Annotated in this window: 19 protein-coding genes and 1 other RNA gene; 9 read left to right on the top strand and 11 right to left on the bottom strand. The window is 72.4% G+C overall.

Annotated elements, in window-relative coordinates:
* Positions 1 to 9 precede the first annotated feature (9 nt).
* Positions 10 to 2295, top strand: a complete 2286-nt coding sequence (gene yicI, locus ACFV9T_RS05695) for an alpha-xylosidase (protein WP_385436887.1) — start codon at positions 10 to 12, stop codon at positions 2293 to 2295.
* Here the strand turns inward: yicI and dacB are convergent.
* Complete coding sequence (dacB, locus tag ACFV9T_RS05690) at positions 2276 to 3829, bottom strand: D-alanyl-D-alanine carboxypeptidase/D-alanyl-D-alanine-endopeptidase (RefSeq protein ID WP_385436886.1); 1554 nt, start codon at positions 3827 to 3829, stop codon at positions 2276 to 2278. The genes yicI and dacB overlap by 20 nt on opposite strands.
* A 76-nt stretch (positions 3830 to 3905) precedes the next feature.
* On the opposite strand from dacB, the gene ACFV9T_RS05685 reads away from it, so the two are divergent.
* The gene (locus ACFV9T_RS05685; protein WP_385436885.1) at positions 3906 to 4313 is read left to right on the top strand and encodes a DUF3592 domain-containing protein; all 408 of its coding nucleotides are present in this window, start codon (positions 3906 to 3908) and stop codon (positions 4311 to 4313) included.
* A 440-nt stretch (positions 4314 to 4753) separates the two neighbouring features.
* On the opposite strand, the gene ACFV9T_RS05680 is transcribed toward ACFV9T_RS05685, so the two are convergent.
* Complete coding sequence (locus tag ACFV9T_RS05680; protein ID WP_385436883.1) at positions 4754 to 5407, bottom strand: TetR/AcrR family transcriptional regulator; 654 nt, start codon at positions 5405 to 5407, stop codon at positions 4754 to 4756.
* Positions 5408 to 5506: 99 nt separating this feature from the next.
* Between ACFV9T_RS05680 and ACFV9T_RS05675 the strand changes: the two genes are divergently transcribed.
* The gene (locus tag ACFV9T_RS05675) at positions 5507 to 6433 is read left to right on the top strand and encodes a zinc-binding dehydrogenase (protein WP_385436882.1); all 927 of its coding nucleotides are present in this window, start codon (positions 5507 to 5509) and stop codon (positions 6431 to 6433) included.
* A gap of 41 nt (positions 6434 to 6474) precedes the next feature.
* Complete coding sequence (locus ACFV9T_RS05670; protein WP_385436880.1) at positions 6475 to 7176, top strand: VOC family protein; 702 nt, start codon at positions 6475 to 6477, stop codon at positions 7174 to 7176.
* A 58-nt stretch (positions 7177 to 7234) separates the two neighbouring features.
* On the opposite strand, the gene ssrA is transcribed toward ACFV9T_RS05670, so the two are convergent.
* The 5 genes from ssrA to ftsE all read right to left on the bottom strand — a co-directional run bounded on the left by ssrA (position 7235) and on the right by ftsE (position 11109).
* Positions 7235 to 7605: a transfer-messenger RNA gene (ssrA, locus tag ACFV9T_RS05665) on the bottom strand.
* A 106-nt stretch (positions 7606 to 7711) separates the two neighbouring features.
* Positions 7712 to 8197, bottom strand: coding sequence for an SsrA-binding protein SmpB (gene smpB / locus ACFV9T_RS05660; RefSeq protein WP_385436879.1), 486 nt, complete (start codon positions 8195 to 8197; stop codon positions 7712 to 7714).
* 18 nt (positions 8198 to 8215) lie between these two features.
* Positions 8216 to 9430: a S41 family peptidase gene (locus ACFV9T_RS05655; RefSeq protein WP_385436878.1), complete on the bottom strand. Its 1215-nt coding sequence runs from the start codon at positions 9428 to 9430 to the stop codon at positions 8216 to 8218.
* A 68-nt stretch (positions 9431 to 9498) separates the two neighbouring features.
* Positions 9499 to 10410 carry a permease-like cell division protein FtsX gene (gene ftsX, locus ACFV9T_RS05650; protein WP_385436877.1) on the bottom strand — a complete coding sequence of 304 codons (912 nt, stop codon included), beginning with the start codon at positions 10408 to 10410 and terminating at the stop codon, positions 9499 to 9501.
* Between the two features lie 9 nt (positions 10411 to 10419).
* A complete protein-coding gene (ftsE, locus tag ACFV9T_RS05645; RefSeq protein WP_201857601.1) occupies positions 10420 to 11109 on the bottom strand; it encodes a cell division ATP-binding protein FtsE in 690 nt (229 codons plus the stop codon).
* A gap of 327 nt (positions 11110 to 11436) precedes the next feature.
* Between ftsE and ACFV9T_RS05640 the strand changes: the two genes are divergently transcribed.
* Positions 11437 to 11637 carry a hypothetical protein gene (locus ACFV9T_RS05640; RefSeq protein WP_055555454.1) on the top strand — a complete coding sequence of 67 codons (201 nt, stop codon included), beginning with the start codon at positions 11437 to 11439 and terminating at the stop codon, positions 11635 to 11637.
* A 119-nt stretch (positions 11638 to 11756) separates the two neighbouring features.
* On the opposite strand, the gene ACFV9T_RS05635 is transcribed toward ACFV9T_RS05640, so the two are convergent.
* The 4 genes from ACFV9T_RS05635 to ACFV9T_RS05620 form a co-directional block, all read right to left on the bottom strand.
* Positions 11757 to 12449 (bottom strand): PT domain-containing protein, encoded by a 693-nt coding sequence (locus tag ACFV9T_RS05635; RefSeq protein WP_385436875.1) that lies wholly within the window; start codon positions 12447 to 12449, stop codon positions 11757 to 11759.
* A 324-nt stretch (positions 12450 to 12773) separates the two neighbouring features.
* Positions 12774 to 13886, bottom strand: a complete 1113-nt coding sequence (gene prfB, locus ACFV9T_RS05630) for a peptide chain release factor 2 (protein WP_385436874.1) — start codon at positions 13884 to 13886, stop codon at positions 12774 to 12776.
* Between the two features lie 65 nt (positions 13887 to 13951).
* Positions 13952 to 15379 carry a serine/threonine-protein kinase gene (locus tag ACFV9T_RS05625; protein ID WP_385436873.1) on the bottom strand — a complete coding sequence of 476 codons (1428 nt, stop codon included), beginning with the start codon at positions 15377 to 15379 and terminating at the stop codon, positions 13952 to 13954.
* A 175-nt stretch (positions 15380 to 15554) separates the two neighbouring features.
* Positions 15555 to 17270 carry a serine/threonine-protein kinase gene (locus tag ACFV9T_RS05620; RefSeq protein WP_385436872.1) on the bottom strand — a complete coding sequence of 572 codons (1716 nt, stop codon included), beginning with the start codon at positions 17268 to 17270 and terminating at the stop codon, positions 15555 to 15557.
* A 497-nt stretch (positions 17271 to 17767) separates the two neighbouring features.
* Between ACFV9T_RS05620 and ACFV9T_RS05615 the strand changes: the two genes are divergently transcribed.
* The 4 genes from ACFV9T_RS05615 (at position 17768) to ACFV9T_RS05600 (ending at position 26087) form a co-directional block, all read left to right on the top strand.
* Entirely contained in the window at positions 17768 to 22270 is a 4503-nt protein-coding gene (locus ACFV9T_RS05615) for an FHA domain-containing protein (protein ID WP_385436871.1), read from the top strand.
* A gap of 165 nt (positions 22271 to 22435) precedes the next feature.
* Entirely contained in the window at positions 22436 to 23815 is a 1380-nt protein-coding gene (locus ACFV9T_RS05610; RefSeq protein WP_385436869.1) for an ABC transporter substrate-binding protein, read from the top strand.
* Between the two features lie 23 nt (positions 23816 to 23838).
* Entirely contained in the window at positions 23839 to 25209 is a 1371-nt protein-coding gene (locus tag ACFV9T_RS05605) for a carbohydrate ABC transporter permease (RefSeq protein WP_385436867.1), read from the top strand.
* Positions 25206 to 26087, top strand: coding sequence for a carbohydrate ABC transporter permease (locus ACFV9T_RS05600; protein ID WP_385436865.1), 882 nt, complete (start codon positions 25206 to 25208; stop codon positions 26085 to 26087). Before ACFV9T_RS05605 ends, ACFV9T_RS05600 begins: the two co-directional genes overlap by 4 nt.
* Positions 26088 to 26101: the final 14 nt, after the last annotated feature.

Genomic DNA, 26101 nt, shown 5'->3' with positions numbered 1-26101 from the left:
GCGCCCCGCATGAAGTTCAGCGACGGCTACTGGCTGCTGCGCGAGGGCGTACGCGCCGCCCACCCCACCGGGGTCCTCGACGTGGAGACCGGCCCCGGCCACCTCACCGTGCACGCCCCCACCCATCCGGTCCAGCGCCGCGGCGATCTCCTCAAGGGGCCGGTCCTCACCCTGACCTGCACCGCGCCGCTGCCGGGCGTGATCGGGGTCCGGCTCACCCACTTCGCGGGCGGGGCCGACCGGGGCCCGTCGTTCGAGCTGGCCAACGGCTCATATGGGGAGGTGAGCTGCGACGAGGACGAGGCCCGGCTCACCTCCGGCGCGCTCACCGTACGCATCGCCCGCACCGGCCCCTGGCGCGTCGCCTTCGAGGCCGACGGGCGCCCGCTCACGGGCAGCGGGCCCAAGGACACCGGCATCATGGAGACGGCCGACGGCCACCACTATCTGCGCGAGCGGCTGCTCTTACGCGTCGGCACCTCCGCGTACGGCCTCGGTGAGCGCTTCGGCCCGCTGGTGAAGAACGGCCAGACCGTGGACATCTGGAACGCGGACGGCGGCACCGCCACCGAACAGGCCTACAAGAACGTCCCCTTCTACCTCACCGACGCGGGCTACGGCGTCTTCGTCGACCACCCCGGCGAGGTCTCCTTCGAGGTTGGCTCGGAGGCGGTGTCCCGCGTCCAGTTCAGCGCCGAGTGCCAGGAGCTGACGTACTACGTCATCCACGGGCCCACCCCGAAGGACATCCTGCGCACCTACACCGCGCTCACCGGCCGCCCCGCGCTGCCGCCCGCCTGGTCCTTCGGGCTGTGGCTGTCCACCTCCTTCACCACCTCCTACGACGAGGAGACGGTCACCGGCTTCGTGGACGGCATGGGGACACGCGAACTGCCGCTGTCCGTCTTCCACTTCGACTGCTTCTGGATGCGCGAACACCACTGGTGCGACTTCACCTGGGACCCGCGCGTCTTCCCCGACCCGGAGGGCATGCTGCGGCGGCTGCGCGAACGGGGCCTGCGCGTGTGCGTGTGGATCAACCCGTACATCGCGCAGCGCTCCCCGCTCTTCGCCGAGGGCAAGGCGGCCGGTCATCTGCTGAAGCGGCCGGACGGCTCGGTGTGGCAGTGGGACCTGTGGCAGCCGGGCATGGCCCTGGTCGACTTCACCAGCCCCGCCGCGCGCGCCTGGTACGCGGAGAAGCTGACCGCGCTGCTCGACATGGGCGTGGACTGCTTCAAGACCGACTTCGGCGAGCGGGTGCCGCTGGACGTGGTGTACGCGGACGGCTCCGACCCCGAGCGGATGCACAACTACTACACCCACCTCTACAACCGCACCGTCTTCGAGGCGCTGCGCGAGCGGCGGGGCGAGCGCGAGGCCGTCGTCTTCGCGCGCTCCGCGACCGCGGGCAGCCAGCAGTTCCCGGTGCACTGGGGCGGCGACTGCGAGTCCACGTACGAGGCGATGGCCGAATCGCTGCGCGGCGGGCTCTCCCTCGGACTGTCCGGCTTCGGCTTCTGGAGCCATGACATCGGCGGCTTCGAGGGCACCCCCGACCCCGCGCTCTTCAAGCGGTGGATCGCCTTCGGGCTGCTGTCCTCGCACAGCAGGCTGCACGGTTCGTCCTCCTACCGCGTGCCGTGGCACTTCGACGAGGAGTCGATCGCGGTGCTGCGCTTCTTCACCCGACTGAAGCTGCGGCTGATGCCGTATCTGTACGAGGCGGCGCGGCAGGCGCACGGCGAGGGCCTGCCGGTGATGCGCGCGATGGTCCTCGAATTCCCCGGCGACCCCGGGTGCGCGGGGCTTGAGCGGCAGTACATGCTCGGTGGAGATCTGCTGGTCGCGCCGGTATTCGACGACGAGGGCGAGGTCGCGTACTACGTCCCGGAGGGGGTGTGGACGCACGTACTCAGCGGCCGGACCGTGCGCGGCCCGCGCTGGGTGCGCGAGCGGCACGGCTTCCTGAGCGTCCCGCTGCTGGCCCGGCCGGGCGCGGTGATCCCGTTCGGCGCGGCGTACGACCGCCCCGACGCCGACTGGGCGGACGGCATCACGCTGCGAGTGTACGAACCCTCCGCCCTGCCCGGCACCGGGGTCACCGTCCGCGTCCCGGCCCCGGACGGCTCGACGGCCGTCGCGTTCACCGTCGTACGGGACGGGGACGCGCTGCACGCCGAGGCCGACCGGGCGCCGGGGGCGTGGCGGGTGGAGGTGGTGGGCGGTCCGTCCGCCGACGCGGAGGCGGGGACGGCCGCCCTTGCCCTGCCGCTCAGCAGCGACGGGGCTTGACCCAGGAGCACTCCAGGTCCGCCGCTTGCGCGCTCTTCGCGCCGCCCCGTACGCCCTGGGGGCTGCCCTTCGCCAGCGTCACCACGATCGCGTCCTCCAGGCTCTTCACGGAGGGGGCGAGATAGTTGTTGAGAACGATGCTGTAGACCAGCTCCCGGCCGTCCGCGTCGGTGACGTACCCGGAGAGCCCGGACGCGCCGGTCAGGGAGCCGGTCTTGCCGCGCGCGTTGCCTGCGGCGGGGGTGCCGCACATGCGCGAGCGGAGCGTGCCGCCGGTGAGGCGGTCCGGGGCGCAGGCCACCGGCAGGGAGGCGTACCAGTCCGCGTACCAGGGCTGCTGACGGGCCGCCAGCAGCAGCTCGGTGAGCTGCCCGGCCGCGATGTTGTCCATCCGGGACAGCCCGGACCCGTCGACCTGCCGCACCGCCCCCGTGTCCACTCCTTGTTGCTTCAGCCAGTCGGAGATGGCGGCCAGCCCCGCGCTCCAGGTGCCGCGCCCGGCCGTCTCGTGGCCGATGGCCTTGGTGAGGGCTTCGGCGTGGATGTTGTTGGAGAGCTTCATGAACGGAACCAGCAGCTTCTTGAGCGGCATCGACCGATGCGAGGCGAGTGGCCGCGCCTCCTGTGGCGTCCCCTCCCCAAGCCTCGTGTCCCCCGCGACCCGCACCCCATGCCGCTTGAGCGCATCGGCGAACACGGCGGCGGCGTACCCGGTGGGCTCCCAGACGCTGACCCACTCCTTGGCGGTCTGCGCCCCGGCCGCGATGGCGCCGCTGACGGTGATGGTGTTGGTGCCGTGCCGCCGCTCGACGGTGAGACCGCCGCCGCTCCCGGTGGTCGCCCGGTTGTCGATCCGTACGTACCGGGTCGAGGGCGTGACGGTGACCTTCGGCCGCTCCCCCTTGGTCGCCCCGGGCGCGACCTCGACGATGACGCTGCCCGCGTCGTAGTCGGTGTCGGGGGCGACGGTGAGCGCGGAGATCCCCGCCGCGTAGTACGAGGACTCGTCGTCGGCCGCCCAGGAGCGGCCCGCGCGCTGTGCGTCGAACCGGGTGTCGTCGGCGATCAGCCGCCCCGTGACCCGCCGGACCCCCGCGTCGGCGACGCCCTTCGCCAGCCGGTCGAAGTCCGAGGCGAGCAGGGTCGGATCACCGGTCCCCCGCAGAAACAGATCGCCGCGCAGGGTGCGCCCATGGCGGGTGCCCTCGCCCAGGACATCGGTCCGGAAGGTGTGGTCGGGCCCCAGCAGCCCCATGGCGGCGGCCGAGGTGAACAGCTTGGTGTTGGAGGCGGGCATCAGCCGGTCGTCGGCCCGGTGCCGGTACAGAACGTCGCCGGAGTCGGCGTCGGCCACCACCACCCCGGCCGCCCCACCCCGCAGCAGCGGATCGTCGAGGACTTTGTCGAGTGCTGTGTCGGTCCCCCCACGCGAGGCATCGGCCCCGGCGGGTGAACTCCAGGTGAGGGTCGCGACCAACCCGATGACGAGGGGCCAGGCCCAGGCGCGCGCACGGCGGTTCACGGGTGTTCTCATGGCACGGCAGGATCCCGCACCCGGCCGCCGCGCGACAGAGCGCCGCGGAGGGCACACGACGAGAGGTGAACCACCGATGGATCACGGCATGCCCGGCGCCGACCTGCTGTGCATCGCGATCGGCCTGCTCGCCTACGGATACGCCCTGCGCGACGCCCGACTGGTCCTCCGGCTGCGCCGCGAGGGGCTGCGTACGGAGGGAATCGTGGTAGCCAACGTCGCCGACCGCCGCGACCGGAACCCCATCCAGACGCCGGTCATACGCTTCCGCGACCACCAAGGCCACGACGTACGGTTCACCCCCGCGGCCTCGGGCATCGGCCTGGGCCTGGCGACCGGGCGCCATGTGGACGTGGTGTACCTCCCGACCGACCCCCAGAAGGCCCGGGTACGGATGCGACGCCACATGATGGCCCCGATGGCGGGCCTGACCCTGTGCGGCACGCTCTTCCTCGGCTTCGGCCTACTGATCGCCTTCGCCTGACACCCCCGACGCGGCCCCGCAGCCCCGACCCCGCCGGGCGCCCGGAAGCACGGCGCCCGGCTCGCCGCCCGGCGGCACCCGGGCCGCGTGCGGCGGTGCGCGGCGACCGGCACGAGCGCCGCCAAGCGGGTACGCCATGAGCGGCACGGGGTCCACGGCCATCGGCCGCAGTCGGCACGCGGCCGCTGACGGGCGAGCCGCCCGGGCATCAGCCGCCGACCACGCGCGGCACAGCGTGCTGGACCAGCCGGGACCAACGCGCCACGGCCATCGGCCATCGTCGCCGCACGGCGCACGGCGCACGGCGCACGGCGCAGGGCGTACGGCCGCCAACCCGGTGGGCGGCAGCGCAGGGCCGGGGCACCAACCGCCTCCACACCGCACGCGGCGCGGGCAACACCCACACCCCGCGCAGGCGCAGGCGCAGCAGGGCGATGGCGTCAGCCGTTCTCCGCCGGGCGGCCCGCCGTCAGCGTGAGGCTGGCGGGGAGGGCCGCTACCGCCTCGTGGAGGCGGGCGGCCAGGGCTCGGGGGGCCGGGGGGTCCGCCCGGGCCACCCAGGCCGCCATCGCGCAGCGGTGCGCGGCGATCAGCATGTCGACGGCCAGCCGGGGCCGTGGGTCGCCCGGTTCCCCGAGGCCGAACCTGCGGTGCAGTATGTCCAGCGCCTCCCGCGTCGTGGACTCGCAGAACTGCAGGCCGTGCGCGGCCATCGAGGGCGTCTGCTCGGCCAGTCGGCGGCTGAGCAGGACCCGGCGGGCCCAGCCCTCGTCGGCGATCCGGTCCAGCGCGGCCAGCAGCGCGTCCCGCCCCAGCTCCACCACCAGCGGCGGCAGCGCGCCCGGTTCCGCGCTCTCCAGCTCCTCCAGGAAGGCCCGCCAGAGGTCCTGTTCGGGGGCCATCGCGACGTCTTCCTTGCTGCTGAAGTTCCGGAAGAAGGTGCGCTTGGAGACCTCCACCTCCTCGCACAGCTCATCCAGCGTCACGCCGCCGAAGCCGCGCTCGGTGAACAGCTCCAGCGCGGTGTCGATCAGCGCCTGACGGGTGCGCCGCTTCTTGCGTTCGCGCAGCGACGGGGTGGGGGCGGCAGTCACGACGACGAGTGTAACGCGAAAGCGAATGCCACTTGCGCGCTTACGCCACTCAGTGGCATAAATAAGCCCTCACTCCACTCCCCGAAAGGCCAACGCCCCATGCGCGCCCTGATCGTCGACAGCTCCGCCCCCTCCGGTCTCCGCCTCGGCGAGACGGAAGACCCCACCCCCGCCGCGCACGAGGCACTCGTCCGGGTGACCGCGACCTCCCTCAACTACGGCGAGACCGCCCACCGCAACGAGGCCCCCGACGGCACGGTGCTCGGCTGGGACGCCGCCGGGGTGATCGAGCGTGCCGCCGCCGACGGCTCCGGACCCGCCGCCGGGACGCCCGTCGTCACCATCGGCGAGGCGGGCGGATGGGCCGAACTGCGCGCCGTACACACCGGCATGCTCGGCACCGCACCCGCCGAGGCGGACCCGGGCCCGCTCAGCACCCTCCCGGTCGCGGGGGCGAGCGCGCTGCGCGCCCTGCGCCGGGTCGGCGACACCCTCGGCCGCCGCATCCTCGTCACCGGCGCCACGGGCGGCGTCGGCCGGTACGCCGTCCAACTCGCCCGCCTCGGCGGGGCGTACGTCATCGCCACCACCGGCGACCCGGCGGCCCACGGCGACGGCCTGCGCGCACTGGGCGCGGACGCGGTGATCACGACCCCGGACGAGATCACCGAACCCGTGCACGGCGTGGTGGACCTCGTCGGCGGCCCGCAGCTCGTCCAGGCCTTCGACACGCTCGCCGCACACGGCACCCTGGTCTCGGTCGGCCATGTGACGGGCCAGCCCGAGACGTTCCCCTTCGGCGCCCTCTACGGCAACGCGGGCCGCCACGAGCGCTCTATCGTCACCTTCCACCTGCTGGAACACCCGGACCTCACCCCGGACCTGACCTGGCTCGCCGAACGCCTCACCACGGGCGCCCTGGACCCGCAGATCGCCTGGCGCGGCGGCTGGGACCGCGCCGAAGAGGCCGTAGCGGCCCTCCTGGAACGCCGCCTCCACGGCAAGGCCGTCCTCGACATCGGCTGACCCACTCCCCCCTCTAGTCAACTTTGACTAGACTGTCCCGCATGGGCGAGAAGACCATTCCGATGCTGCCGTGCCGGACCCTCCAGCCGGTCCTCGACTTCTACACCGTCCTCGGATTCGAAGCGACCTTCCAGCAGAAGAGCCCCAACCCGTACGCGGTCGTGGAGCGCGGCGGCATCCAGCTCCACTTCTTCGGGATGAAGGGATACGAACCAACCGAGTCGTACAGCACGTGCCTCATCTACACCGACGACATCGACGGACTGCACGCCGCCTTCCGGACCAGCCTCAAGGCGGCGTACGGAAAGATCCCGACGCGCGGCCTGCCGCGCATCGGGTCACTGCGCGACACCTCGCACGGCGTACGGCAGTTCCTCATGTCCGACCCCGGCGGCAACTGCCTGCGGATCGGGCAGCAGACCAGCCAGGAACACCACCACCGCGCCGCCCCCAAGGAGACCTTCCCCCGAGCCCTGCACCACGCGCTGCTCTTCGCCGACTCCCGGGACGACCCGGCGGCCGCCGCGAAGATCCTCGACCGGGCGCTGCGCAGGGAGGACGAGCGCCCCACGCCCCTGCAGTCGCTCCGCCTCCTCGTCCTGCGCGCGGACGTCGCCAGGCGCCTCGGTGACGAGGAGACCGCGACATCCGCCCTCACCCGGGCCGCCGCGGTCGACCTCACCGCGCAGGAGCGCGCATCGGCTCACGACGACCTCGAACGCCTGGCGGAGCTACGGGACTAGGGGGCGCGGACACGACGAAGGCCCCGCCGGGTGGCGGGGCCTTCGTCGTACATGGGATGAGTGGAGATGGCGGGAATCGAACCCGCGTCCAACGGTGCGGAATCAGGGCTTCTCCGAGCGCAGTCCGCTGTGATTTTCTCGGCCCCGGAGATCACGCGGACAAGTCTCCGACGGGCTCAGTCACTGTTTGATTTCCCACTACACCCCGTGACCGGGTCTAGTGGTTTAGTTCCCTAGTCGATGCCAGGATCCGGGTCGGGAACAGCCCCGGGCTGACACTTCGCAAAGTCGCTACTTAGGCAGCGAGGGCGAAGGAATCGCGCTTGGTGTTGGCGATTATTGGTTGCGACATATGGTTTACGAGATCATTGCCGCTTCCTCGGCTCGCTTCCCCTGCTTCGACAGCCGCTGTCGAAACCGATCATCCCCATGTCTTTTTATCAAGGTGGTGCCGCGCCCTCGAAGGGGCGCATCGCCATCATAGGTGAACAACCCGCTACGGGGCCACATCATTCCCGCCGGGCGTCGCCCGAGGTCAGACCCGGCCCCGCTCGCGGCGGCGGACGGCCGAGATCGCCCGCTCGGTCTCGCGGCGGTCCTGCTTCTCGCGGAGCGTCTGGCGCTTGTCGTAGTCCTTCTTGCCCTTGGCGAGCGCGACCTCGACCTTGGCGCGGCCGTCCTTGAAGTACAGGGACAGCGGCACGATCGTGTGGCCGGTCTCCTGGGTCTTGTGGACCAGCTTGTCGATCTCCGCCCGGTGCAGCAGCAGCTTGCGGCGGCGGCGCGCCGAGTGGTTGGTCCACGTCCCCTGGCTGTACTCGGGGATGTGCACGTTGTGCAGCCACGCCTCACCGTTGTCGAGCTGCGCGAAGCCGTCGGCGAGCGAGGCGCGCCCCTGGCGCAGCGACTTCACCTCGGTGCCGGTCAGCACCAGGCCGCACTCGTAGGTGTCGATGATGTGGTAGTCGTGCCGCGCCTTCTTGTTCTGCGCGATCAGTTTGCGACCCGTCTCTTTAGCCATAGCGAGGCCATTCTCGCACTAGGACCCGCCCCCGAGGCCACTCAATACTGTCCGCGCGCGCGTCTCGGCGCTCTGTCCGTCGTCGCCGTGGACGGTGAGGTCGGGCGCGATGCCCTCGCCGTCGACGTTGCGCCCGGCGGGGGTGCGGTAGTGGCCCACGGTCAGCTCGGCGACCGAGCCGTCGGCGAGCTTGCTGGGCATCTGCACCGAGCCCTTGCCGAAGGTGCGGGAGCCGACGACGATGGCGCGGCCCCGGTCCTGGAGGGCGCCGGCGAGCAGTTCGGCGGCGCTCATGGTGCCGCCGTCGACGAGGACGACCAGCGGGCTGCGGATGTCGCCGCCGGGCCGGGCGTCCAGGACGCGCTGCTCACCCCGTACGTCGTACGTGGCGACCAGCCCGCCGTCGAGGAAGGACGAGGCGGTGGTGACGGCCTCGGTGACCAGGCCGCCGGAGTTGCCGCGCAGGTCGAGGAGGATGCCGTCGCCCGGGGGCACCTGCCGCACCGCGCGCCGCACCTGGTCGCCGGAGCCCTTGGTGAAGGAGTCGACCTTGATGCGGACGGCGCGCGGCCGCTGGTCGCCGACGCGGTCGACGGTGACCGGCTCGGTGGTCAGCCGCGTCCGGTGCAGGGTCTGCCGCCACCGGTGGCCGTCGCGCTCCAGCCCGAGCGCCACCGGCGTGCCCGACGAGCGCCCGGCGTGTCCGCGCAGCCGGGCGACGACCTCGGTGACGGGGCGGCCGGTGGCCTTCGTACCGTCGACGGACAGCAGCCGGTCCCCGGCCCGCAGCCCGGCCCGGTCGGCGGGGCTGCCGGGCTGGACCTCGTCCACTTCGATCCGGCCGCCGGTTCCGACCCGCGCGGAGACCCCGACGCCGACGTAGGCGCCGTCGAGGTGCTGGCGGAATCCCTCGTACTCATGGGCGCTGTAGACCGCGCCCCACCGGTCGCCGCTGCGGCTCACCACGTCACGGGCGGCCTGCGAACCGGACTTCCCGTCCTTCTCGGCCGCTGCCGCTGCCGCCTGGACCTGATCGCTCTCGACGGAGCCGGCGGCGACCGGGCGGATCGGTATCCGCGCGGCCGACGAGCCCCGGTCGGCGGCCCGGGCGGGACCTTCCGCGCCCCACGAGCCGGTGGCGGCGCCGGTGGCGAGCACGCTCACGAAGACCAATGTCAGGGCGGCCCCGTGGCGAATGCGGCGGGGATGGACGAACAAACACGGGCCCGACATGCCGGTGAGTGTAGGGCAAGCCCGGGCGCCGTACGGCTGGTTGTGAGGTACGGCGCCCCAGGCGAATGTCACACCTTGAGGTACTTGCGGAGCGCGAAGAAGGCCGCGAGGGCGGGCATGAGGAGCCCGATCGCCAGCACCAGCGGCAACTTGGCCAGCACCGCGTCCCAGCCGATGAAGTTGATCACGTCGATCTTGCCCGCGAGCCAGTTGTCGACCAGGAAGTACTGGCCGCTGACGAGGAGTACGCAGGCGAAGCCCGCCCCCATCAGCCCCGCGATGGCGGCCTCCATGATGAACGGCATCTGGATATAGAAGCTGGACGCGCCGACGAGCCGCATGATCCCGGTCTCCCGGCGGCGGCTGAACGCCGACACCCGCACCGTGTTCACGATCAGCATCAACGCGACCACCAGCATCAGCGTCATCACGCCGAGCGCCGCGTAGTTCATGCCGTTGAGCAGATTGAAGAGATCGTCGACCAGGGCCTTCTGGTCCTGTACCTCCTGCACCCCGGGCCGGGCGGCGAAGGCGGTGGAGATGACGTCATACCGCGTCGGGTCCTTCAGCTTGATGCGGAAGGACTCCTGCATCTGGTCCGGCGTCAGCGAATCGGCGAGCGGTGAATCGCCGAACTGCTCCTTGTAGTGCTTGTACGCCTGCTCGCTCGTCTCGAACTGAACCGAGTCGACGATGTTCATCTGATTCAGTTCGGAGCGGATCTCCTTTTTCTGGACCTCGGTGGCCGCGCCTTTCGCGCAGTTGGCCGACGACTCCTTGTCGTTCTTGTTGCAGAGGAAGATCGAGACGTTGACCTTGTCGTACCAATAGCCCTTCATCGTGCTCACCTGCTGGCTCATCAGCAGGGACCCGCCGAACAGGGCGAGGGAGAGGGCTACGGAGACGATCACCGCGAAGGTCATCGTGAGATTGCGGCGGAGACCGACGCCGATCTCCGACAGGACGAACTGGGCGCGCATGGCGTCCTTTCAGTGCTGGTAGCCGTAGACGCCGCGGGACTGGTCGCGGACGAGACGGCCCTTCTCAAGTTCGATCACGCGCTTGCGCATCTGGTCCACGATCTGCTGGTCGTGCGTGGCCATGACGACCGTGGTGCCGGTCCGGTTGATCCGGTCCAGCAGCTTCATGATCCCAACGGAGGTCTGCGGGTCCAGGTTGCCCGTCGGCTCGTCGGCGATCAGCAGCATCGGACGGTTCACGAACGCGCGCGCGATGGCCACGCGCTGCTGCTCACCACCGGACAGCTCGCCGGGCATCCGCTCGTCCTTGCCACCCAGCCCCACCAGGTCGAGCACCTCGGGCACGGTCTTGCGGATCGCGCCGCGCGGCTTGCCGATCACCTCCAGCGCGAAGGCGACGTTCTCCCCGACCGTCTTGTTGGGGAGCAGCCGGAAGTCCTGGAACACCGTGCCCAGCTGGCGGCGCATCTGCGGCACCTTCCAGTTGGACAGCCGCGCGAGATCCTTGCCCAGCACATGGACCGCGCCGTGGCTCGCCCGCTCCTCCCGGAGCAGCAGCCGGAGGAAAGTGGACTTACCCGACCCCGAGGAGCCCACCAGGAAGACGAACTCGCCCTTCTCGATCTCGAGCGAGACATCCCGGAGTGCGGGACGGGTCTGCTTGGGGTAAGTCTTGGATACGTTGTCGAATCGGATCACTGATGCACCACGGTGACCTGGGTAGCGGTACGGGCTGCCGCCGGAGCGGCTCCCGTCGGTGAGCGTGACCATACGCGAACCGCGCGCGGGTGCGCAGCGCCCATCCGGCTTGGTGCGTTTATTCACGGCACTATTGGGGGCAAACGGTTGACAAACTGGCCGTCGGACCGTCCGAAACGGCCACAGAACCGGTACGGATGCGGCACGGAATCATGCGGGGCGCGCCGAACCGGGCGGAAGCTGGCACAGTGGAAGGGGAACCAACCCATTTCCCTGAGCGTTGGCCCCATATCTACTGCGGCACCGCCGCGCGGGAGGAGAAAGCGCATGACGTACGACAGGCTCGTCTGCGCCAACTGCGCGAGCCCCGTCAGCGAGGGCCGCTGCCCGGTCTGCCGGGCCAGCAGGGAGCGCCTGCAGCAGCAGGAGGGCCCCTTCGCCGGGCTGACCCCCGCCGCGCTGATAGCGCTCCTGGTGGCGCTGATCGCGGTGGCCGTGCTCGCCCACGAGATGGCAGCCGCGGCGTAACGCAGCGTAACCGCTCTCCCGGCCGCACGTTCGGTCCAGCCGCACTTTCGATACCGACGCCCGAGGGGCCCGGAGCTCTGCAGCGCTCCGGGCCCCTCGACGTGCGTGCGGCGTATGAATCAGGCCACGTTGTTGTTGCGGTTCGCGAGCCGCGGCATGAAGCGGAAGCCGATGCCACCCGCGATCATCGTCGCGGCACCGATCAGCAGGAAGGTGGTCTCGGAGGAGGCACCGGTCTCGGCCAGCTCTTCCTTGGCCTTGCCCTGCTCGACCGGCTTGGAGCCGACGCTGTCGGTGTCCGTGTTGTCGTCGCAGTTGGTGGAGTCGAGGTCCACGGTGCAGGTCGAGTCGTCGCCGCCACCCGCGCCGCCGCCCTGGCTGGGCGAGGAGCTGGGCTGGCCGGAGGGCTCGTCCGTGGGCTCGTCGGTCGGCTGGCCCGTCGGCTCATCGGTCGGCTGACCGGTGGGCTCGTCGGTCGGCTCGTCCGTCGGCTCGTCGGTCGGCTCGTCCGTCGGGAGCGTCGGCAGCCCGGTGGGCAGGCCGGTCGGCTCGTCCGTCGGCTCGTCGGTGGGCTCATCCGTCGGCTCACCGGTGGGAATCTCGGTCGGCTCGTCGGTCGGGTCGTCGGGGTTGTGGATGCCGACACCGACATCCAGACCCTTCTTGTCCGCGTTGACCGAGGCGTCGACGCCACCGATCCCCACGTCGATCCCCACGGCCGATGCGGCACCGGCAGCGGTCAGCGACGCACCGGCGGCGATCACCGCTGCGGCCGCTACGCGCGCGACACGCAGCCGCGTCTTCTTCGTCATCTACTGCTACCCCCAGTAGCTGTGCTCTCGTCGATGGAGCAGCTATGCAGGGGCCACGGCCGTCAGGGAAAGAAACTCCGCGGGCTTTGCCTGCTCAGGCGATCCGCCGGTCCCCGTTCACACGCGCCCCAGTCATACGCATGCCGCGCGTCAGCCTTCCCAGTTTTCATGGCACCGTCAAGCGTCATTGGGGGCGAGATGTCCGCTATGAAGGCGCTTGTGTGACGCATGGGTACACGACTGTGACCAAAAAGCGTCCTTGAAAGACCACTTGACGATCAGGAAAACCGCAGCGAGTGGCGCCGACCGGGGGTCGACCGGGGCTCAGCTCTGCTGCTCGCGCTTCTTGCGCCAGCGAATTCCGGCCTCCAGGAAGCCGTCCAGCTCGCCGTCGAGCACCCCCTGCGGGTTGCCGACCTCGAACTCGGTGCGCAGGTCCTTGACCATCTGGTACGGGTGCAGGACGTACGAACGCATCTGGTTGCCCCAGGAATTGCCGCCGTCGCCCTTGAGCGCGTCCATCTTGGCCTGCTCCTCCTGGCGGCGGCGCTCAAGCAGCTTCGCCTGGAGGACGTTCATCGCGGTCGCCCGGTTCTGGATCTGCGAGCGCTCGTTCTGGCAGGAGACCACGATGCCGGTGGGGATGTGGGTCAACCGCACCGCGGAGTCGGTGGTGTTGACGCCCTGCCCGCCGGGGCCCGACGAACGGTAGACATCGACCCGCAGCTCGGACTCGTCGATCTCGATGTGGTCGGTCTGCTCGACCACCGGCAGCACCTCGACCCCCGCGAAGGAGGTCTGACGGCGGCCCTGGTTGTCGAACGGCGAGATGCGCACCAGGCGGTGGGTGCCCTGCTCGACGGAGAGCGTGCCGTACGCGTACGGCGTCTGCACGGCGAAGGTGGTCGACTTGATGCCGGCCTCCTCCGCGTACGAGGTCTCGTAGATCTCCGTCTTGTAGCCGTGCCGCTCGGCCCAGCGCAGATACATCCGCTGCAGCTGCTCGGCGAAGTCGGCGGCGTCGACGCCGCCCGCCTCGGCGCGGATGTTGACGACCGCCTCGCGGGCGTCGTACTCGCCGGACAGGAGGGTACGGACCTCCATCTCGTCGACGGCCTTGCGCACCGCGTCCAGCTCGGCCTCGGCCTCGACGCGCGCGTCGTCGTCGCCCTCGTCGGCGGCCAGCTCGAACAGCACCTCGAGGTCGTCGATCCGGCCGCGCAGCTCCTCGGCACGGCGCAGGTGCCCCTGGAGATAGGAGAGCTTGCTGGTGACCTTCTGCGCGTTCTCCGGGTCGTCCCACAGGGACGGGGCCGCCGCCTGCTCCTCGAGCACGGCGATGTCGGCCCGCATCTTGTCGAGGTCCAGGACGGCCTCGATCGACCCCATGGTCGAGGAGAGGGACTTCAGCTCTTCGGATACATCGACGACTGCCACGTGCACCAGCCTAACCGCTATAGAAGGATCTCCGGCCCGTCGGCCCTACCAGGACCGGCGGGCTCTCAGCGGGCGCCGGAGTCCTGTCCGGACCCCTGCCCGGAGTCGCGCGAGCCATGCGAATCCTGGGAGGACGAGTGTTCGCCGCCCTTGGGTGCCTCGTCCCCGTCGTCGCCGCCCGCGACCAGCCAGCCGCCGACGCCCACGACGACCAGCGCCGCCACCGTGGCCGCGGCGACCTTGAGCCGACGGCGGCGCAGCGCCCCCGAAACCGCCGGATGGCGCGCCGAGCCCGCCCGGCGCTGACCGTGTACGCGAGGGGCGCGCGCGGTGCCGTGGGCGCCGCCCGCCAGCTCGTCCGCGCTGGGCACGCGCATGCTGGTGTGCGTCTCGCGGCTGCTGTCCGGTACCGCGCCCGGGACCAGTGGGACCGCGCCGCGCCGCCGACGGGGCGTCCCGCCCTGGCCGTACCCCTGCTCGTACCCCTGGCCCTGGCCCTGACCCTGGCCCGGTCCGGCGGAGGCGGGCTGGTGCCCGCCCTCCGGACGCGCGCCCTCGCCCTCGCGCTGCTCGTGCTCTTCGTCCTCGTCCGGCTCGTCGATGTCCAGCGGCGGATATCCGGCCAGGGTGGGCAGGATCTCGCGCAGCCGCGTGGCCAGCTCCGAGGCGCGCAGCCGGGAGGCCGGGGCCTTGGCCAGGCACTGGAGCAGCAGCTGCCACAGCTCGTCGGGGATGCCGGGCAGCGGGGCGACGGTCTCCGTCACATGGCGGCGCAGGATCGCGCCGGGGTGGCCGCCGCCGAACGGGGTGAAGCCCGCCAGCAGCTCGTACAACACCGTCGCGAGGGCGTACACATCCACGCTGGCGCGCGGCGGCAGCCCCTCGATGATCTCCGGAGCGAGGTAGTCGGGGGTGCCGATGACGCTGCGCGGGTTGGGCGAGCGGCCCTGCGAGGGCTGCTGTCCTCGGGACGGCCTGCCGCCGCGGGCCCGGCCCGGTTCGTCGACCAGGCGCGCGATGCCGAAGTCGGTGAGCAGGGCGGGGTGGGAGCGGCCGGGGCCGAGCGGACCCTGCATGTCCAGCAGGACGTTCTCCGGCTTGACGTCCCGGTGGACGATCCCGGCGGCGTGCGCCGCGGCCAGCCCGTCGGCGACGTCGGCGGCGATCGCGACCGCGGCCTCCGGGGACAGCCGCCGCTCGCGGTCGAGCCGGGTACGGAGATCCGTACCGCGGATCAGGTCCATGACGAGGGCCAGGTCGTTGCCGTCGACCACGAGGTCGCGCACGCCGACCACCCGGGGGTGGTCGAGGCTGAGCAGCGCGGTGCGCTCCTGTACGAAACGGCCCACCAGCTCCTGGTCGGAGGCGAGGTCCTCGCGCAGGAGCTTGATGGCGACCGGGCCCTCGGGACCCTCGCCCAGCCACACCGTGCCGGCGCTGCCGCGTCCCAGGACCTGGTGCGCGGTGTACCGGCTGCCGATCTTCCGTGACAAGACTGCTCCGAATCCTCCGACAGGGGGCACGTTGGCGACAAAGCTACGCGGCTACTGGCGCGTTGGGGGCATCAGACAGCGCCAACTGTCACTTCTGAGCGGAAAACACCCCTTGGATGTCGACAAATCACCTGACTCGGCGCATCGGTCGGGGTACGGAGGAGTTGATCGTGGGTCAGCTCGGGCCGCCGAGTGCGGAGATCCAGTCCTTGACCTCGGTGACCCAGGACGAGACCGCGTCCCAGTAGGACTTGCCCTCGGCGATCCAGTCCTTGAGCGGGGTCAGCTCCCAGACCAGCCAGGAACCGACGACCAGGATCAGGATCACGAACAGACAGCCCTTGAGGCAGCCGAGCCCGGGGATCTTCATCTTGTTGGGGTTGGACCCGCGCTGCCGGGGCTCGCGGCGCGGCTCCGGCTGCTGCGGCGGCGCGTAACGCTGCGGCTGCGGCTCCTGGGGGCGCTGCGGGGCGTACTGCTGCGGCTGCTGCTGTTGCTGGCGGCGCTGCTGACGGCGCGACGGCGGCGGCTGCTGCGGCTGCTGGTACCCCTGCTGCTGGTACTGCTGTTGCTGATACTGCTGCTGTTGCTGCTGGTACTGCCCCGGCGGCTGCTGCGGTGCGGGGCGGTGGGGGCGGCGGCGCAGCGGGTCCTCGCTCGGGTCGAGGTACTGGACCTGCGTCTGCTCGTTGCGGTCGCGGGCCGCGCGCAACTGGTTCTGCCAGGGGTGGTTCGGATCGTCCTGGCCGGGGACGCCGCCGGGCGGTACGGGCGGCATGGCCCGGGTGGGGTCCGCCCCGGGGCCGTTCGGGCCGCCGGTGGGCATCGCCTGGGTGGGGTCGGCATTGGGGCCTGTGGTGGGGAGCACGTTGGTGGCGGCGGCCGGGTCGTACTGATTGCCCGGCGCGTTCGTCGGCAGCACCTGGGTCGCCTCGCCCGGGTCCGCCGGGGCGGTGTCCGGGACCGGGGCCGGTGCCGGGTCCGGCGCGAGCAGCGCGGCGACGCCGAGGGCGGCCTCCGCCTGCGCGGCCGAGGCGTGCACGCCGACACCGGCGGCGACCACGCGCAGCCCCCGGGCCAGGCTCTCGGCGCTCGGGCGCTCGTCCGGGTTCTTGCGCAGGCAGCGCTCTATGACCGTCCACAGCGGCTCGGGCACGGTCGTGGGGCGGCGCGGCTCCTCGCTGAGGTGGCGGTGCAGCACCTCGAGCGCGGTGTTGCCCGCGAACGGCGGACGGCCGGTGACCAGTTCGTACAGCATGATGCCCGCGCCGTAGATGTCCACCGCGGACGTCTGCGGACGGCCCTCGGCGGACTCCGGCGCCACGTAGGCGGGGGTGCCGACGAACTCCTGGGTCCGGGTCAGACCGGGCGAGTCGGCGAGCCGCGCGATGCCGAAGTCGGTCAGCATCGGGTGCATCTGCTCGCCCTCGCCGGTGCCCGCGAGGAGCACGTTGGCGGGCTTGAGGTCGCGGTGCACGATGCCGTCGGCGTGGCTGGCGGCGAGCGCGTCGGCGACCTGCGCCATGAGGAGCGCCCCGGCGACGGGGGTGAACGGGCCGTTCGCGCGCAGGTAGTTGTGGAGATCCGGACCGTTGATCAGGTCCATGACGAGGGCGAGCAGATCGCCCTCGACGACGAGATCGCGGGTGCGGACGATGTTGGGGTGGGTGAGGCGGAGCAGTACGGAACGCTCGCGGAGAAAGCGCATGACGATGTCCGCGTCGTTCGCCAGCTCCTCCTTGAGGACCTTGATCGCGACCGTCTCGCCGGGCTGCCCGGCCACGGCCGCCTCGGCGCCCGCCGTCTCCCGCTGGCTGGCCCGCCAGACGGTGCCCGTGGCTCCGCGTCCGAGCGGCTCCTCGAGCAGGTACTTGCTGCCTACCGGCCGCACGTGCGCTCCCTGGTCGTGGTCATATCGCTTGCATCGCTTGTACTACTGCTACTGCCTGCCGTGCTCGTCCGCCCACTGTAATGGGGACGGACGAGGTGCCGTACCGATCACCGCTGATCACCGCTTGAGCGCAGCACGACGGGCGTGCCGGGCCACCGCGGAACCCGGGGGAAAGACGCGTGATCCGGGGAGTCGGTTGCCCACTCCCGTCCTCTTAACACAGCCGATCCGGTCCCGCTAACGCAGCGGATCCGGTCGCAATCAGCCAGTTTCGGCCGAGTAGCCGACCAATCAAGATCATGTGCCGCCGGGCGGCGGGCGAAGTGTCAGTGGCAGGTGCGAGGATGCACGCAGCACGGAAGCGCCGAGCGGCGGGGGGCTCACGCTCCGTGATCCGTACGACCCCGTACGGACCTGTACGTGCCGAAGCGCCTGGGGCGGGACGGCGGGGTTGGCACCCCCGCCCGGCCCCCGGACAGAAGGGACCGTTGACGGCGATGCAGATTCGGCTGACCGTCCTCGGGCCGCGCAGCGCCCACCCGGGCCGTTCCGGCCATCCTGCGCCCGCGCCGCCACCGCCGCATGCCCTCGCGGGCGCGGTGGACGTGCTCGTGACCGCTCCCGTCGGCACCGCCCTCGCCTCCGTGACGAGCGGCCTCGCCGCGGCCGTCGCCGCCGCCGGGCACGACGCCGGGGGCGGCACCGGCGCGGTCGTCGTGTACGCGGGCTCGGAGCGGCTCGACCCCCAGCGCTGCGCGCTCGGCGAGCCCCCGCTGGTGGACGGCGCGGTGCTCTCCCTCCACGCCCCGGCCGACCCCGACCACTACCCCGGCTACCCGGGGTACCCGGGCCTGCCCGAGGCCGCCGTGTCCGACGCCACGGTCCACCTGGACGTGATCGCCGGGCCCGACGCGGGCGGCGTCCACCTGCTGCACGGCGGCCAGGTCCGCATCGGCCGCTCCGCCGACGCCGACGTCCCCCTGGACGACCCGGACGTCTCCCGGCTGCACTGCACCGTGACGGTCGCCGAGGACGGCCGGGTGACCATCGCCGACCTCGGCTCGACGAACGGCACCGCCGCCGACGGCGCCCCCGTCGGCCCCGACCCCGTACCGCTCGCGCCGGGCGCGCTGCTCCGGATCGGCGAATCCGCGCTGCGGCTGCGCGCCCCGGGGGAGGCCCCGTCCTCCCCCGCCCGCCTCCCCGCCCAGCCGGACGGCGAGGGCCACCTGCGGGTCACACCCCGCGCGGACGGCGTGGCCCACGCCAAGGGCCCCTGGACCGGCGCCCCCACCCCCCGCCACCCCGGCCGGGGCTGGACCCCGGTCACCCACGCCGCCCCTCAGGGCACCACCACCCACGGCACAGGCACCCAGCCGGACGCCACGGGCCAGCCGCCCGGCGGCCGCGAGGCCCAGGGCGGCAGCGCCCCGGCTCCAGGCGCCCAGGCCGCCTGGCCGAGCGATGGCCACGGCCCCACCAGCCAGCCCGGCGCAGCCGGAAGCGCGGAGGCGGCGCACGACGACCGCGGACGCCCCGCCCAGCCGAGCACGGGCGGCAACCCGCCGTACGGCGACCCGCCCGGCCGGGACCCCGGCGGACCGTCCGGCGCGACCGCAGGCACCCGCCACGGCGAGCGGGCCCCCTGGGCCGGAGGCCCCGCAGACGGCAGCGCGACGTATGGCGGACCCCACGGCGACCGCCGCCCGACCGACGAACGCGAGCGCCCCGCCCAGCCGAGCACGGGCGGCAACGCGCCCTACGGCGACCCGCCCAGCCGGGACCGCGGTGGGCGGTCCGCAGGCCCCACGCACGGAGCCCAGGAGTCGTGGCCGGACAGCGGCACACGCCCCGGAGACCGCGGAACCGCCGGACAACCGGGCTCGGCCGCAGGCCGCCGAGGCGAGCGGGCCCCCTGGGCCGAAGGCCCAGGGAGCGGCGACGCACCGTACGGCGGCCAGCCGGGGGCCCGCGAGACCCACGGGCGCGGTGGGCCGTACGCAAACCCGCCCGCGAACGCCGAGCAGGGCGGCCGGACCGCCCACGCCCCCACCGGGCAGCCGGGCGCCCCCGAACGCGGCGTACCGGAGCCCCGGACAGGAGGCCCGGGAACGGGCAACGGCACACCGCACAGCGCAACCGACCGCCGCACCGGCGCGCCGGGCAGCACCGGGCGTGGCGCGCACGACAACTGGACCGGAGACCCCGGCGCGGACAGCGGCGGGCAGCCGGGCGCGCCCGAACGCGGCGTACCGGGCCCCCGGTCCGGAGGCCGCCCGGGAACGGGCGGCAGCACGCCGCACGGCAACCCGGCCGACGACGGACCGCACGGCGCGACCGACCGGCGCACCGGCACGCAGGGCGCCTGGGCCGGGGACCCGAGGGCGGGCGGCGGAGCGCCGCACGGGAGTCCCGGCGGAACCAGCCCGCGAACCGGTGGGCAACCGGCGTACGACACCTGGGCCGCAGGCCCCGGCGCGGACAGCGGCGGGCAGCCGGGCGCCCCCGGGCGCGGCGTACCGGAGCCCCGGGCCGGAGGCCCGGGAACGGGCGGCGGCACGCCGTACGACGGACCGCACGGCGCGACCGACCGGCGCACCGGCGCGCAGGGCGCCTGGGCCGGAGGCCCGGGGGCGGGCGGCGGCGGGCAGCCGGGGGCGGCCGGTCGTCCCGCCGGGGGCGGGCGGGGGACGCCGTTGCGGGGGACCACCGTGCCGGAGGGGATCGGCGAGGCGGGGGCGTACGCCTACGACGCTCCCGGGGCGCAGGTGCGGCGGCGGGGGATAGGGGCCTGGGTGCGGCAGTTGACCGGGGGGCGGGGCGCGGACGAGCGGGGCGTGGACGAGGCGGCGGGCGCCGAGGAGCGGGCGGCGCGGGCCGCCGAGGAGGCCGCCGCGCTGCACCGGCGGTGGCCGGACCCCGCCGCCGTGCTGATGACGGCGCTGGGCCCGGGGCCTCGGCTGTGGGAGCGCGGGCCGGGCCACCCGGACGCGCTCACCGTGCGGCTCGGCTCCGCCGACCGGCTCTCCGGCGCCGGGGGGCTGCTGCCCGCCGCGCCCGTCACGGTCGATCTGCGGCAGGCGGGCTCGCTGGGGCTGGCCGGGCCGCGCGGGCGGCTGGCCGGGCTCGCCCGGTCCGTCGTGGCGCAGCTCGCGGCGCTGCACTCCCCCGGCACGCTGGAGATCGTGCTGCTCAGCACCGAGGACCGGCCCGCCGAGTGGTCGTGGCTGGGCTGGCTGCCGCAGCTGCAGCCGTTGCGCGGGCAGGACTGCCGACTGCTGCTGGCGTACGACGCGGAGCAGGTGACGGCCCGTACGGCGGAGCTGACGCGGCGGCTGGACGACACCGCCGCGGGCCCGGCCGGGCCGTACACGGTGGTGATCGTGGACGGCGATCCGGGCCCGCCCGCGCTGCGCGAGGCGCTCGGGCGGCTGGCGGTCGGCGGCCCGGGGGCCGGGATCCACCTCCTGTGCCTGTCCGAGGCCCCGGCCGCGTCGCCCGCCTCACCGCTGTCGGTGAGCTACGAGACGGCCTGCGCGGGCTCGGCGGCGTTCGCGTCGTGCGAGGTGGCGGCGCTGCTGAGCGGCGATGTGGCCACCGGTCTGCAGATCGTGCGCCGGGATGCCGCCACCGGCGGCGCGGGCGTGCCCATGTGGGTGGCCGGGGCCACCACGGCGGCCACCGTGGACGCGGTGTCGGGGGCGTGGGCCGAGCGGTTCGCGCGGGCGCTCGCACCCCTGCGCCCGGCCGCTTCCGGCCAGGGCGACGAGGGCGGCCCGGGGCGGCAGGTGGCGGCCCCGCTGCCCGACTCGGCCCGGTTGCTGGACGAGTTGGGGCTCGCGCGGGCCACCCCCGCGTCGTTGCTGGCCCGTTGGGCGGCCGCCGCGGACGAGGTCCCGGCGGGCGGCCGGGCACTCGCGGTGCTGGGCGCAGGGCCGCGCGGACCGGTCGCGGTCGATCTGGCGGCCGACGGCCCGCATCTGCTGATCGACGGCGGGGCGGGCACCGGCAAGACGGAGCTGCTGCGGTCGCTGGCCGCCTCCCTCGCGGCCGCCGAGCGACCCGACCGGCTGGAGCTGGTGCTCCTCGACGGCGCGGGAGCGAGCGGCGGGGCGGAGCGCGGCGAAGGGCTGCGGGTGTGCACCGATCTGCCGCATGTGTCGACGTATCTGGCGGCCTCCGACCCGGTGCGGATGCGGGAGTTCGCGCAGGCGCTCAGCTCGGAGCTGAAGCGCCGGGCCGAGCTGCTGGGCCGGATGGACTTCGTCTCCTGGCACGCCCGGCTCCGGGAGGGTACGTCCGGCGGCAACAGCGCCCCGCGGGTGGTCGCGCCCCGTTCCGCCGGTGACATCGATCCGGCGCCCAGTACGACGCTACGGCTGCGCCCCCAGCGCGGACCCGAGGGAAGCAAAGCCGAGGCGGCCGCCCCGTCCCCCTTCCCCCGTCTCGTCGTCCTCGTCGACGACTTCGACGCGCTGGTGGCCCCGGCCCTCGGCAGTCCGGGCCGCCCGGCGGCCGGTTCGGTGGTGCGCGCGCTGGAGGCGATCGCCCGCGACGGCGCCCATCTCGGCGTCCACCTGGTGGCGGCGTCCGGCCGCCCGGACCGTACGGCGGACACGGCGGCGGTCGAGCGGGCCGCGCTGCGGATCGTCCTGGAGCCCCGGCCGCTGGCGCCCGCCTCGTCCGAGCAGCCGGAAGGGGAGAGCTACGCGTCCGGTGAGTCCGGCGGTGAGCACGCCCCGGGCCGCGGCCGCCTGCTGGGCCCCGACGACGCTGCGACGACCCCGTTCCAGGCGGGCCGGGTGACCGGGCGGATACCGCGCACCGCGACCCAGCGGCCGACGGTCGTCCCGCTGGAGTGGGAGCGGATGGGCGATCCCCCGGCCCGCCGCCCGCTGCGCGAACTGGGCAACGGGCCGACCGATCTGGCGCTGCTCGCCAGCGCGCTCCAGCGCGCCGCGCAGTCGGCGGACGCGCCGACCGCGCCCGCGCTGATCTGACCGTCCGTTCCTCCTGCTCCGCTCCGCCGCCCGGCGATCATCACGGCACGGTCACGACCGTGAGTGAACGCCGAAAACAGTATTGCCACGTTGGGTGACCGGGCGTAGGACTGTCGCACGGGACACGACCGCGCGCGAGGCGGTCGGCATCGGAGGGAAACGGGGATGCAGAAATCGCTTCGCAGGAACGGGAGCAGGAAGCGGAAGAAGCGAGCGGTACGAGCCGCGCTCGGCACCGCGTCGGCGGGAGCGCTCATGCTCACCGCCGCGGGCTGCGGTAGCGACGACGGGGACACGGTCAGCGGCGGCCCGCCGCCGGTCACCGTGAAGCTGCCCAGCCTCAAGGGCCAGAAGCTGCAGGTCACCGCCGTCTGGACCGGCACCGAGCAGGAGAACTTCACCAAGGTGCTGAAGGAGTTCGAGAAGCGCACCGGCGCCAAGGTCACCTTCGTGCCCAGCGGTGACGACATGGCGGGCTTCGTCGGCTCGAAGATCGCGGGCGGCTCCCCGCCGGACGTGGCGATGGTCGGCCAGGTCGGCGTGATGCGCGAATTCGCGCAGAAGGGCTGGGCGAAACCGCTCGACGCCGCCGCGAAGGCGGAGGTGAACAAGAACTTCGCCAAGGGCTGGCAGGATCTCGGCTCGTACGACGGCAAGCAGTACGGGGTCTATTTCAAGGCCAGTAACAAGTCTCTGCTCTGGTACAACACCTCGGCCTTCGACTACGCGGGCGCGAAGGTGCCGAAGACCTGGAAGGAATTCCTGGCCCAGGCCCAGCTGATCTCGGATTCCGGCACCGACGCGGTCGCGGTCGGCGGCCAGGACGGCTGGACGCTCACCGACTGGTTCGAGAACGTCTACCTCTCCCAGGCGGGCGCGGAGAAGTACGACCAGCTCGCGCAGCACAAAATCAAATGGACCGACCCGTCCGTCAAGAAGGCCCTGGAGACGCTCGCCCAGCTGTGGGGCGCCAAAGGCCTGGTCGCGGGCGGCCGGAGCGGCGCGCTGCAGACCGCGTTCCCGGATTCGGTCACCAAGGCGTTCGGCAACGCCGCCGAGCCCGACGCGGGCATGGTCTTCGAGGCCGACTTCGTCGCCGCCAACGTCGCCGACGCGGGCGCGGAACTCGGCGGGGACGCGAAGGTGTTCCCCTTCCCGGCGGTGGGCGCCAAGCCACCGGTGGTGACCGGCGGCGACGTGGGCGTGGCGCTGAAGAACAGCAAAGCCGCGCAGGCGCTGCTGACCTTCCTGGCGTCGCCCGACGCCGCGACCATCTGGGCCCAGTCCGGCGGCTTCATCTCGGCGAACAAGGCCGTGAAATTCAGCGCCTATCCCAATGACCCGATGCGCGACATCGCCAAGGCGCTCATCGCGGCGGGCAATGACTTCCGGTTCGACATGTCCGACCAGGCCCCGGCCTCCTTCGGCGGAAAGCCCGCCCAGGGCGAATGGAAAGCGCTCCAGGACTTCCTCAAGAACCCGAGGAACGTGGAAGGAATCCAGCGCCAGTTGGAAGCCGATGCCGCCAAGGCGTACAAGAACTGACGACTCGACCGGGAGATCCACATATGTCGACCGCGACAGCGGGCGGCGCGGCCACACCTGGCCGGGCGTCGTCCGCCCCACCCGCCACCCCGCGCGGCACCAAGAAGAAGAGCGTCCTGGGCACCCGGCCCTGGCTGGCGGCGGTGTTCCTGCTGCCCGCCCTGCTGCTGCTCGGCGCGCTCGTCGTCTATCCGATCGGCTACTCCGTCTACCGCAGCTTCTTCGACGCGAGCGGCAACGGCTTCGTCGGGCTGGACAACTACACGGAGATGTTCTCCGACGACGCCACCAAGACGGCGATCAAGAACAACATCATCTGGCTGATCCTGGCGCCGACCATCTCCACCGCGCTCGGCCTGATCTTCGCCGTGCTCACCGAGCGGGTGCGCTGGGCCACCGCGTTCAAGCTGATCGTCTTCATGCCGATGGCGATCTCCATGCTGGCCGCGGGCATCATCTTCCGGCTGGTGTACGAACAGGACCCGGACAAGGGCGTGGCCAACGCCATGTGGGTGGGCGTGCACGACTCGTTCAGCGCCTCGCCGCCCTTCCCCGGCGCCCATCCGCGCCCGGCCGCCGGGCTGACGGAGTCGTCGAACGGCTCCTTCACCACCCAGGACGCCGTCCGGGCCGGGTCCCCCGCCTCGATCCCGCTGGTCGCCGCCAAGCGCGACGACATCAGCGGCGCGCAGGACGCCAAGGCCGCGCGGCCCGAGGCCGGGAAGGTCACCGGCACCGTCTGGTTCGACTTCACCAAGGGCGGTCTCGGCAAGCAGGGCGCCATCGACCCGGGCGAGAAGGCGATGGCCGACCTCAAGATCGAGGCGGTCAAGGACGGCAAGGTCGTCGCGAAGACGACCTCGGCGGCGGACGGTACGTACACCCTCCCCGCCAAGGCCGAGGGCGCCCAGCTGCGGCTGCCCGCCTGGAACTTCTCCGCCCCGTACAACGGCATCGACTGGCTCGGCCCGTCCCTCGTCACCCCGGCCATCATCGGCTCGTACGTCTGGATCTGGGCGGGCTTCGCCATGGTGCTCATCGCGGCGGGGCTCGCGGGCGTCCCGCGTGAGCTGATGGAGGCCGCGCGGATGGACGGCGCCAGCGAGTGGCAGGTCTTCCGGCGGGTCACCGTGCCGCTGCTGGCGCCGGTGCTCTCGGTCGTCGTCGTCACGCTGATGATCAACGTGATGAAGATCTTCGACTTGGTCTACATCATCGCCCCGGGCCCCTCGCAGGACGACGCCAACGTCCTCGCCCTCCAGCTCTTCCAGTCGTCCTTCGGGACCGACGTCAACCAGGGCCTCGGCAGCGCGATCGCCGTCCTGCTGCTGTTGCTGGTGCTGCCCGTCATGTTCGTCAACATCCGCCGGATCCGAAGGGAGAGCCGCCGATGACCAGCGCGGACACGGTCGTACGGACAAAGCGGTCCCTGATCGGACGCATCGCTGAGCGCGCCGGGGGCGGGGTGGTGCAGGTCGCCCTCGTCCTCATCGGCCTCTTCTGGCTGATGCCGACGGCGGGGCTCCTCATCTCTTCCCTGCGCGACCCTTCGCAGGTGGACATCTCGGGCTGGTGGAAGGTCTTCAGCGACCCGTCGCAGCTGACCTTCGACGCGTACGACAAGCTGCTCAGCAACCAGCTGATCACCGACTCGCTGTGGACCACCCTCGCCATCACCGTCCCGGCGACCCTCTTGGTCGTCATCATCGGCGCCCTGGCGGGCTACGCCTTCGCCTGGATGGACTTCCCCGGCCGCGACTGGTGGTTCCTGATCGTCGTCAGCCTGCTGGTCGTCCCGGTCCAGGTCGCCCTGATCCCGGTCGCCAAGCTCTTCGGCGAGATCGGCATCTTCCAGACCACCACGGGCGTGGTGCTCTTCCACACCGCCTTCGGCCTGCCCTTCGCGATCTTCCTGCTGCGGAACTTCTTCGCCGAGATCCCCCGCGAGCTGCTGGAGGCGGCCCGCCTGGACGGCGCGGGCGAGCTGCGGCTGTTCTTCCGCGTCGTCATGCCGCTGGGCGCCCCGGCGATCGCCTCGCTCGGGATCTTCCAGTTCCTGTGGGTCTGGAACGACATGCTGGTAGCCCTGATCTTCGCCGACAGCGGCAACCCCCCGATCACGGTGGCCCTGCAGCAGCAGGTCCGCCAGTTCGGCAACAACATCGACATCCTGGGCCCCGGCGCGTTCGTCTCGATGGTCATCCCCCTGGCCGTCTTCTTCGCCTTCCAGCGCCAGTTCGTGGCGGGCGTGATGGCAGGCGCGGTGAAGTAACCCGGGGGACGCTC

The sequence above is a fragment of the Streptomyces sp. NPDC059850 genome (assembly GCF_042731515.1).
Lineage (GTDB): Bacteria > Actinomycetota > Actinomycetes > Streptomycetales > Streptomycetaceae > Streptomyces.
Note: the sequence above shows the minus strand (reverse complement) of the source record. Positions and strands in the feature narration are given on the sequence as shown.

Bases quoted from the DNA above. Each gene is read 5' to 3' on its own strand.
- yicI (WP_385436887.1), top strand. From the start codon at position 10: ATGAAGTTCAGCGACGGCTACTGGCTGCTGCGCGAGGGCGTACGCGCC.
- dacB (WP_385436886.1), bottom strand. From the start codon at position 3,829: ATGAGAACACCCGTGAACCGCCGTGCGCGCGCCTGGGCCTGGCCCCTC.
- ACFV9T_RS05685 (WP_385436885.1), top strand. From the start codon at position 3,906: ATGGATCACGGCATGCCCGGCGCCGACCTGCTGTGCATCGCGATCGGC.
- ACFV9T_RS05675 (WP_385436882.1), top strand. From the start codon at position 5,507: ATGCGCGCCCTGATCGTCGACAGCTCCGCCCCCTCCGGTCTCCGCCTC.
- ACFV9T_RS05670 (WP_385436880.1), top strand. From the start codon at position 6,475: ATGGGCGAGAAGACCATTCCGATGCTGCCGTGCCGGACCCTCCAGCCG.
- smpB (WP_385436879.1), bottom strand. From the start codon at position 8,197: ATGGCTAAAGAGACGGGTCGCAAACTGATCGCGCAGAACAAGAAGGCG.
- ACFV9T_RS05655 (WP_385436878.1), bottom strand. From the start codon at position 9,430: ATGTCGGGCCCGTGTTTGTTCGTCCATCCCCGCCGCATTCGCCACGGG.
- ftsX (WP_385436877.1), bottom strand. From the start codon at position 10,410: ATGCGCGCCCAGTTCGTCCTGTCGGAGATCGGCGTCGGTCTCCGCCGC.
- ACFV9T_RS05640 (WP_055555454.1), top strand. From the start codon at position 11,437: ATGACGTACGACAGGCTCGTCTGCGCCAACTGCGCGAGCCCCGTCAGC.
- ACFV9T_RS05635 (WP_385436875.1), bottom strand. From the start codon at position 12,449: ATGACGAAGAAGACGCGGCTGCGTGTCGCGCGCGTAGCGGCCGCAGCG.
- ACFV9T_RS05615 (WP_385436871.1), top strand. From the start codon at position 17,768: ATGCAGATTCGGCTGACCGTCCTCGGGCCGCGCAGCGCCCACCCGGGC.
- ACFV9T_RS05610 (WP_385436869.1), top strand. From the start codon at position 22,436: ATGCAGAAATCGCTTCGCAGGAACGGGAGCAGGAAGCGGAAGAAGCGA.
- ACFV9T_RS05605 (WP_385436867.1), top strand. From the start codon at position 23,839: ATGTCGACCGCGACAGCGGGCGGCGCGGCCACACCTGGCCGGGCGTCG.
- ACFV9T_RS05600 (WP_385436865.1), top strand. From the start codon at position 25,206: ATGACCAGCGCGGACACGGTCGTACGGACAAAGCGGTCCCTGATCGGA.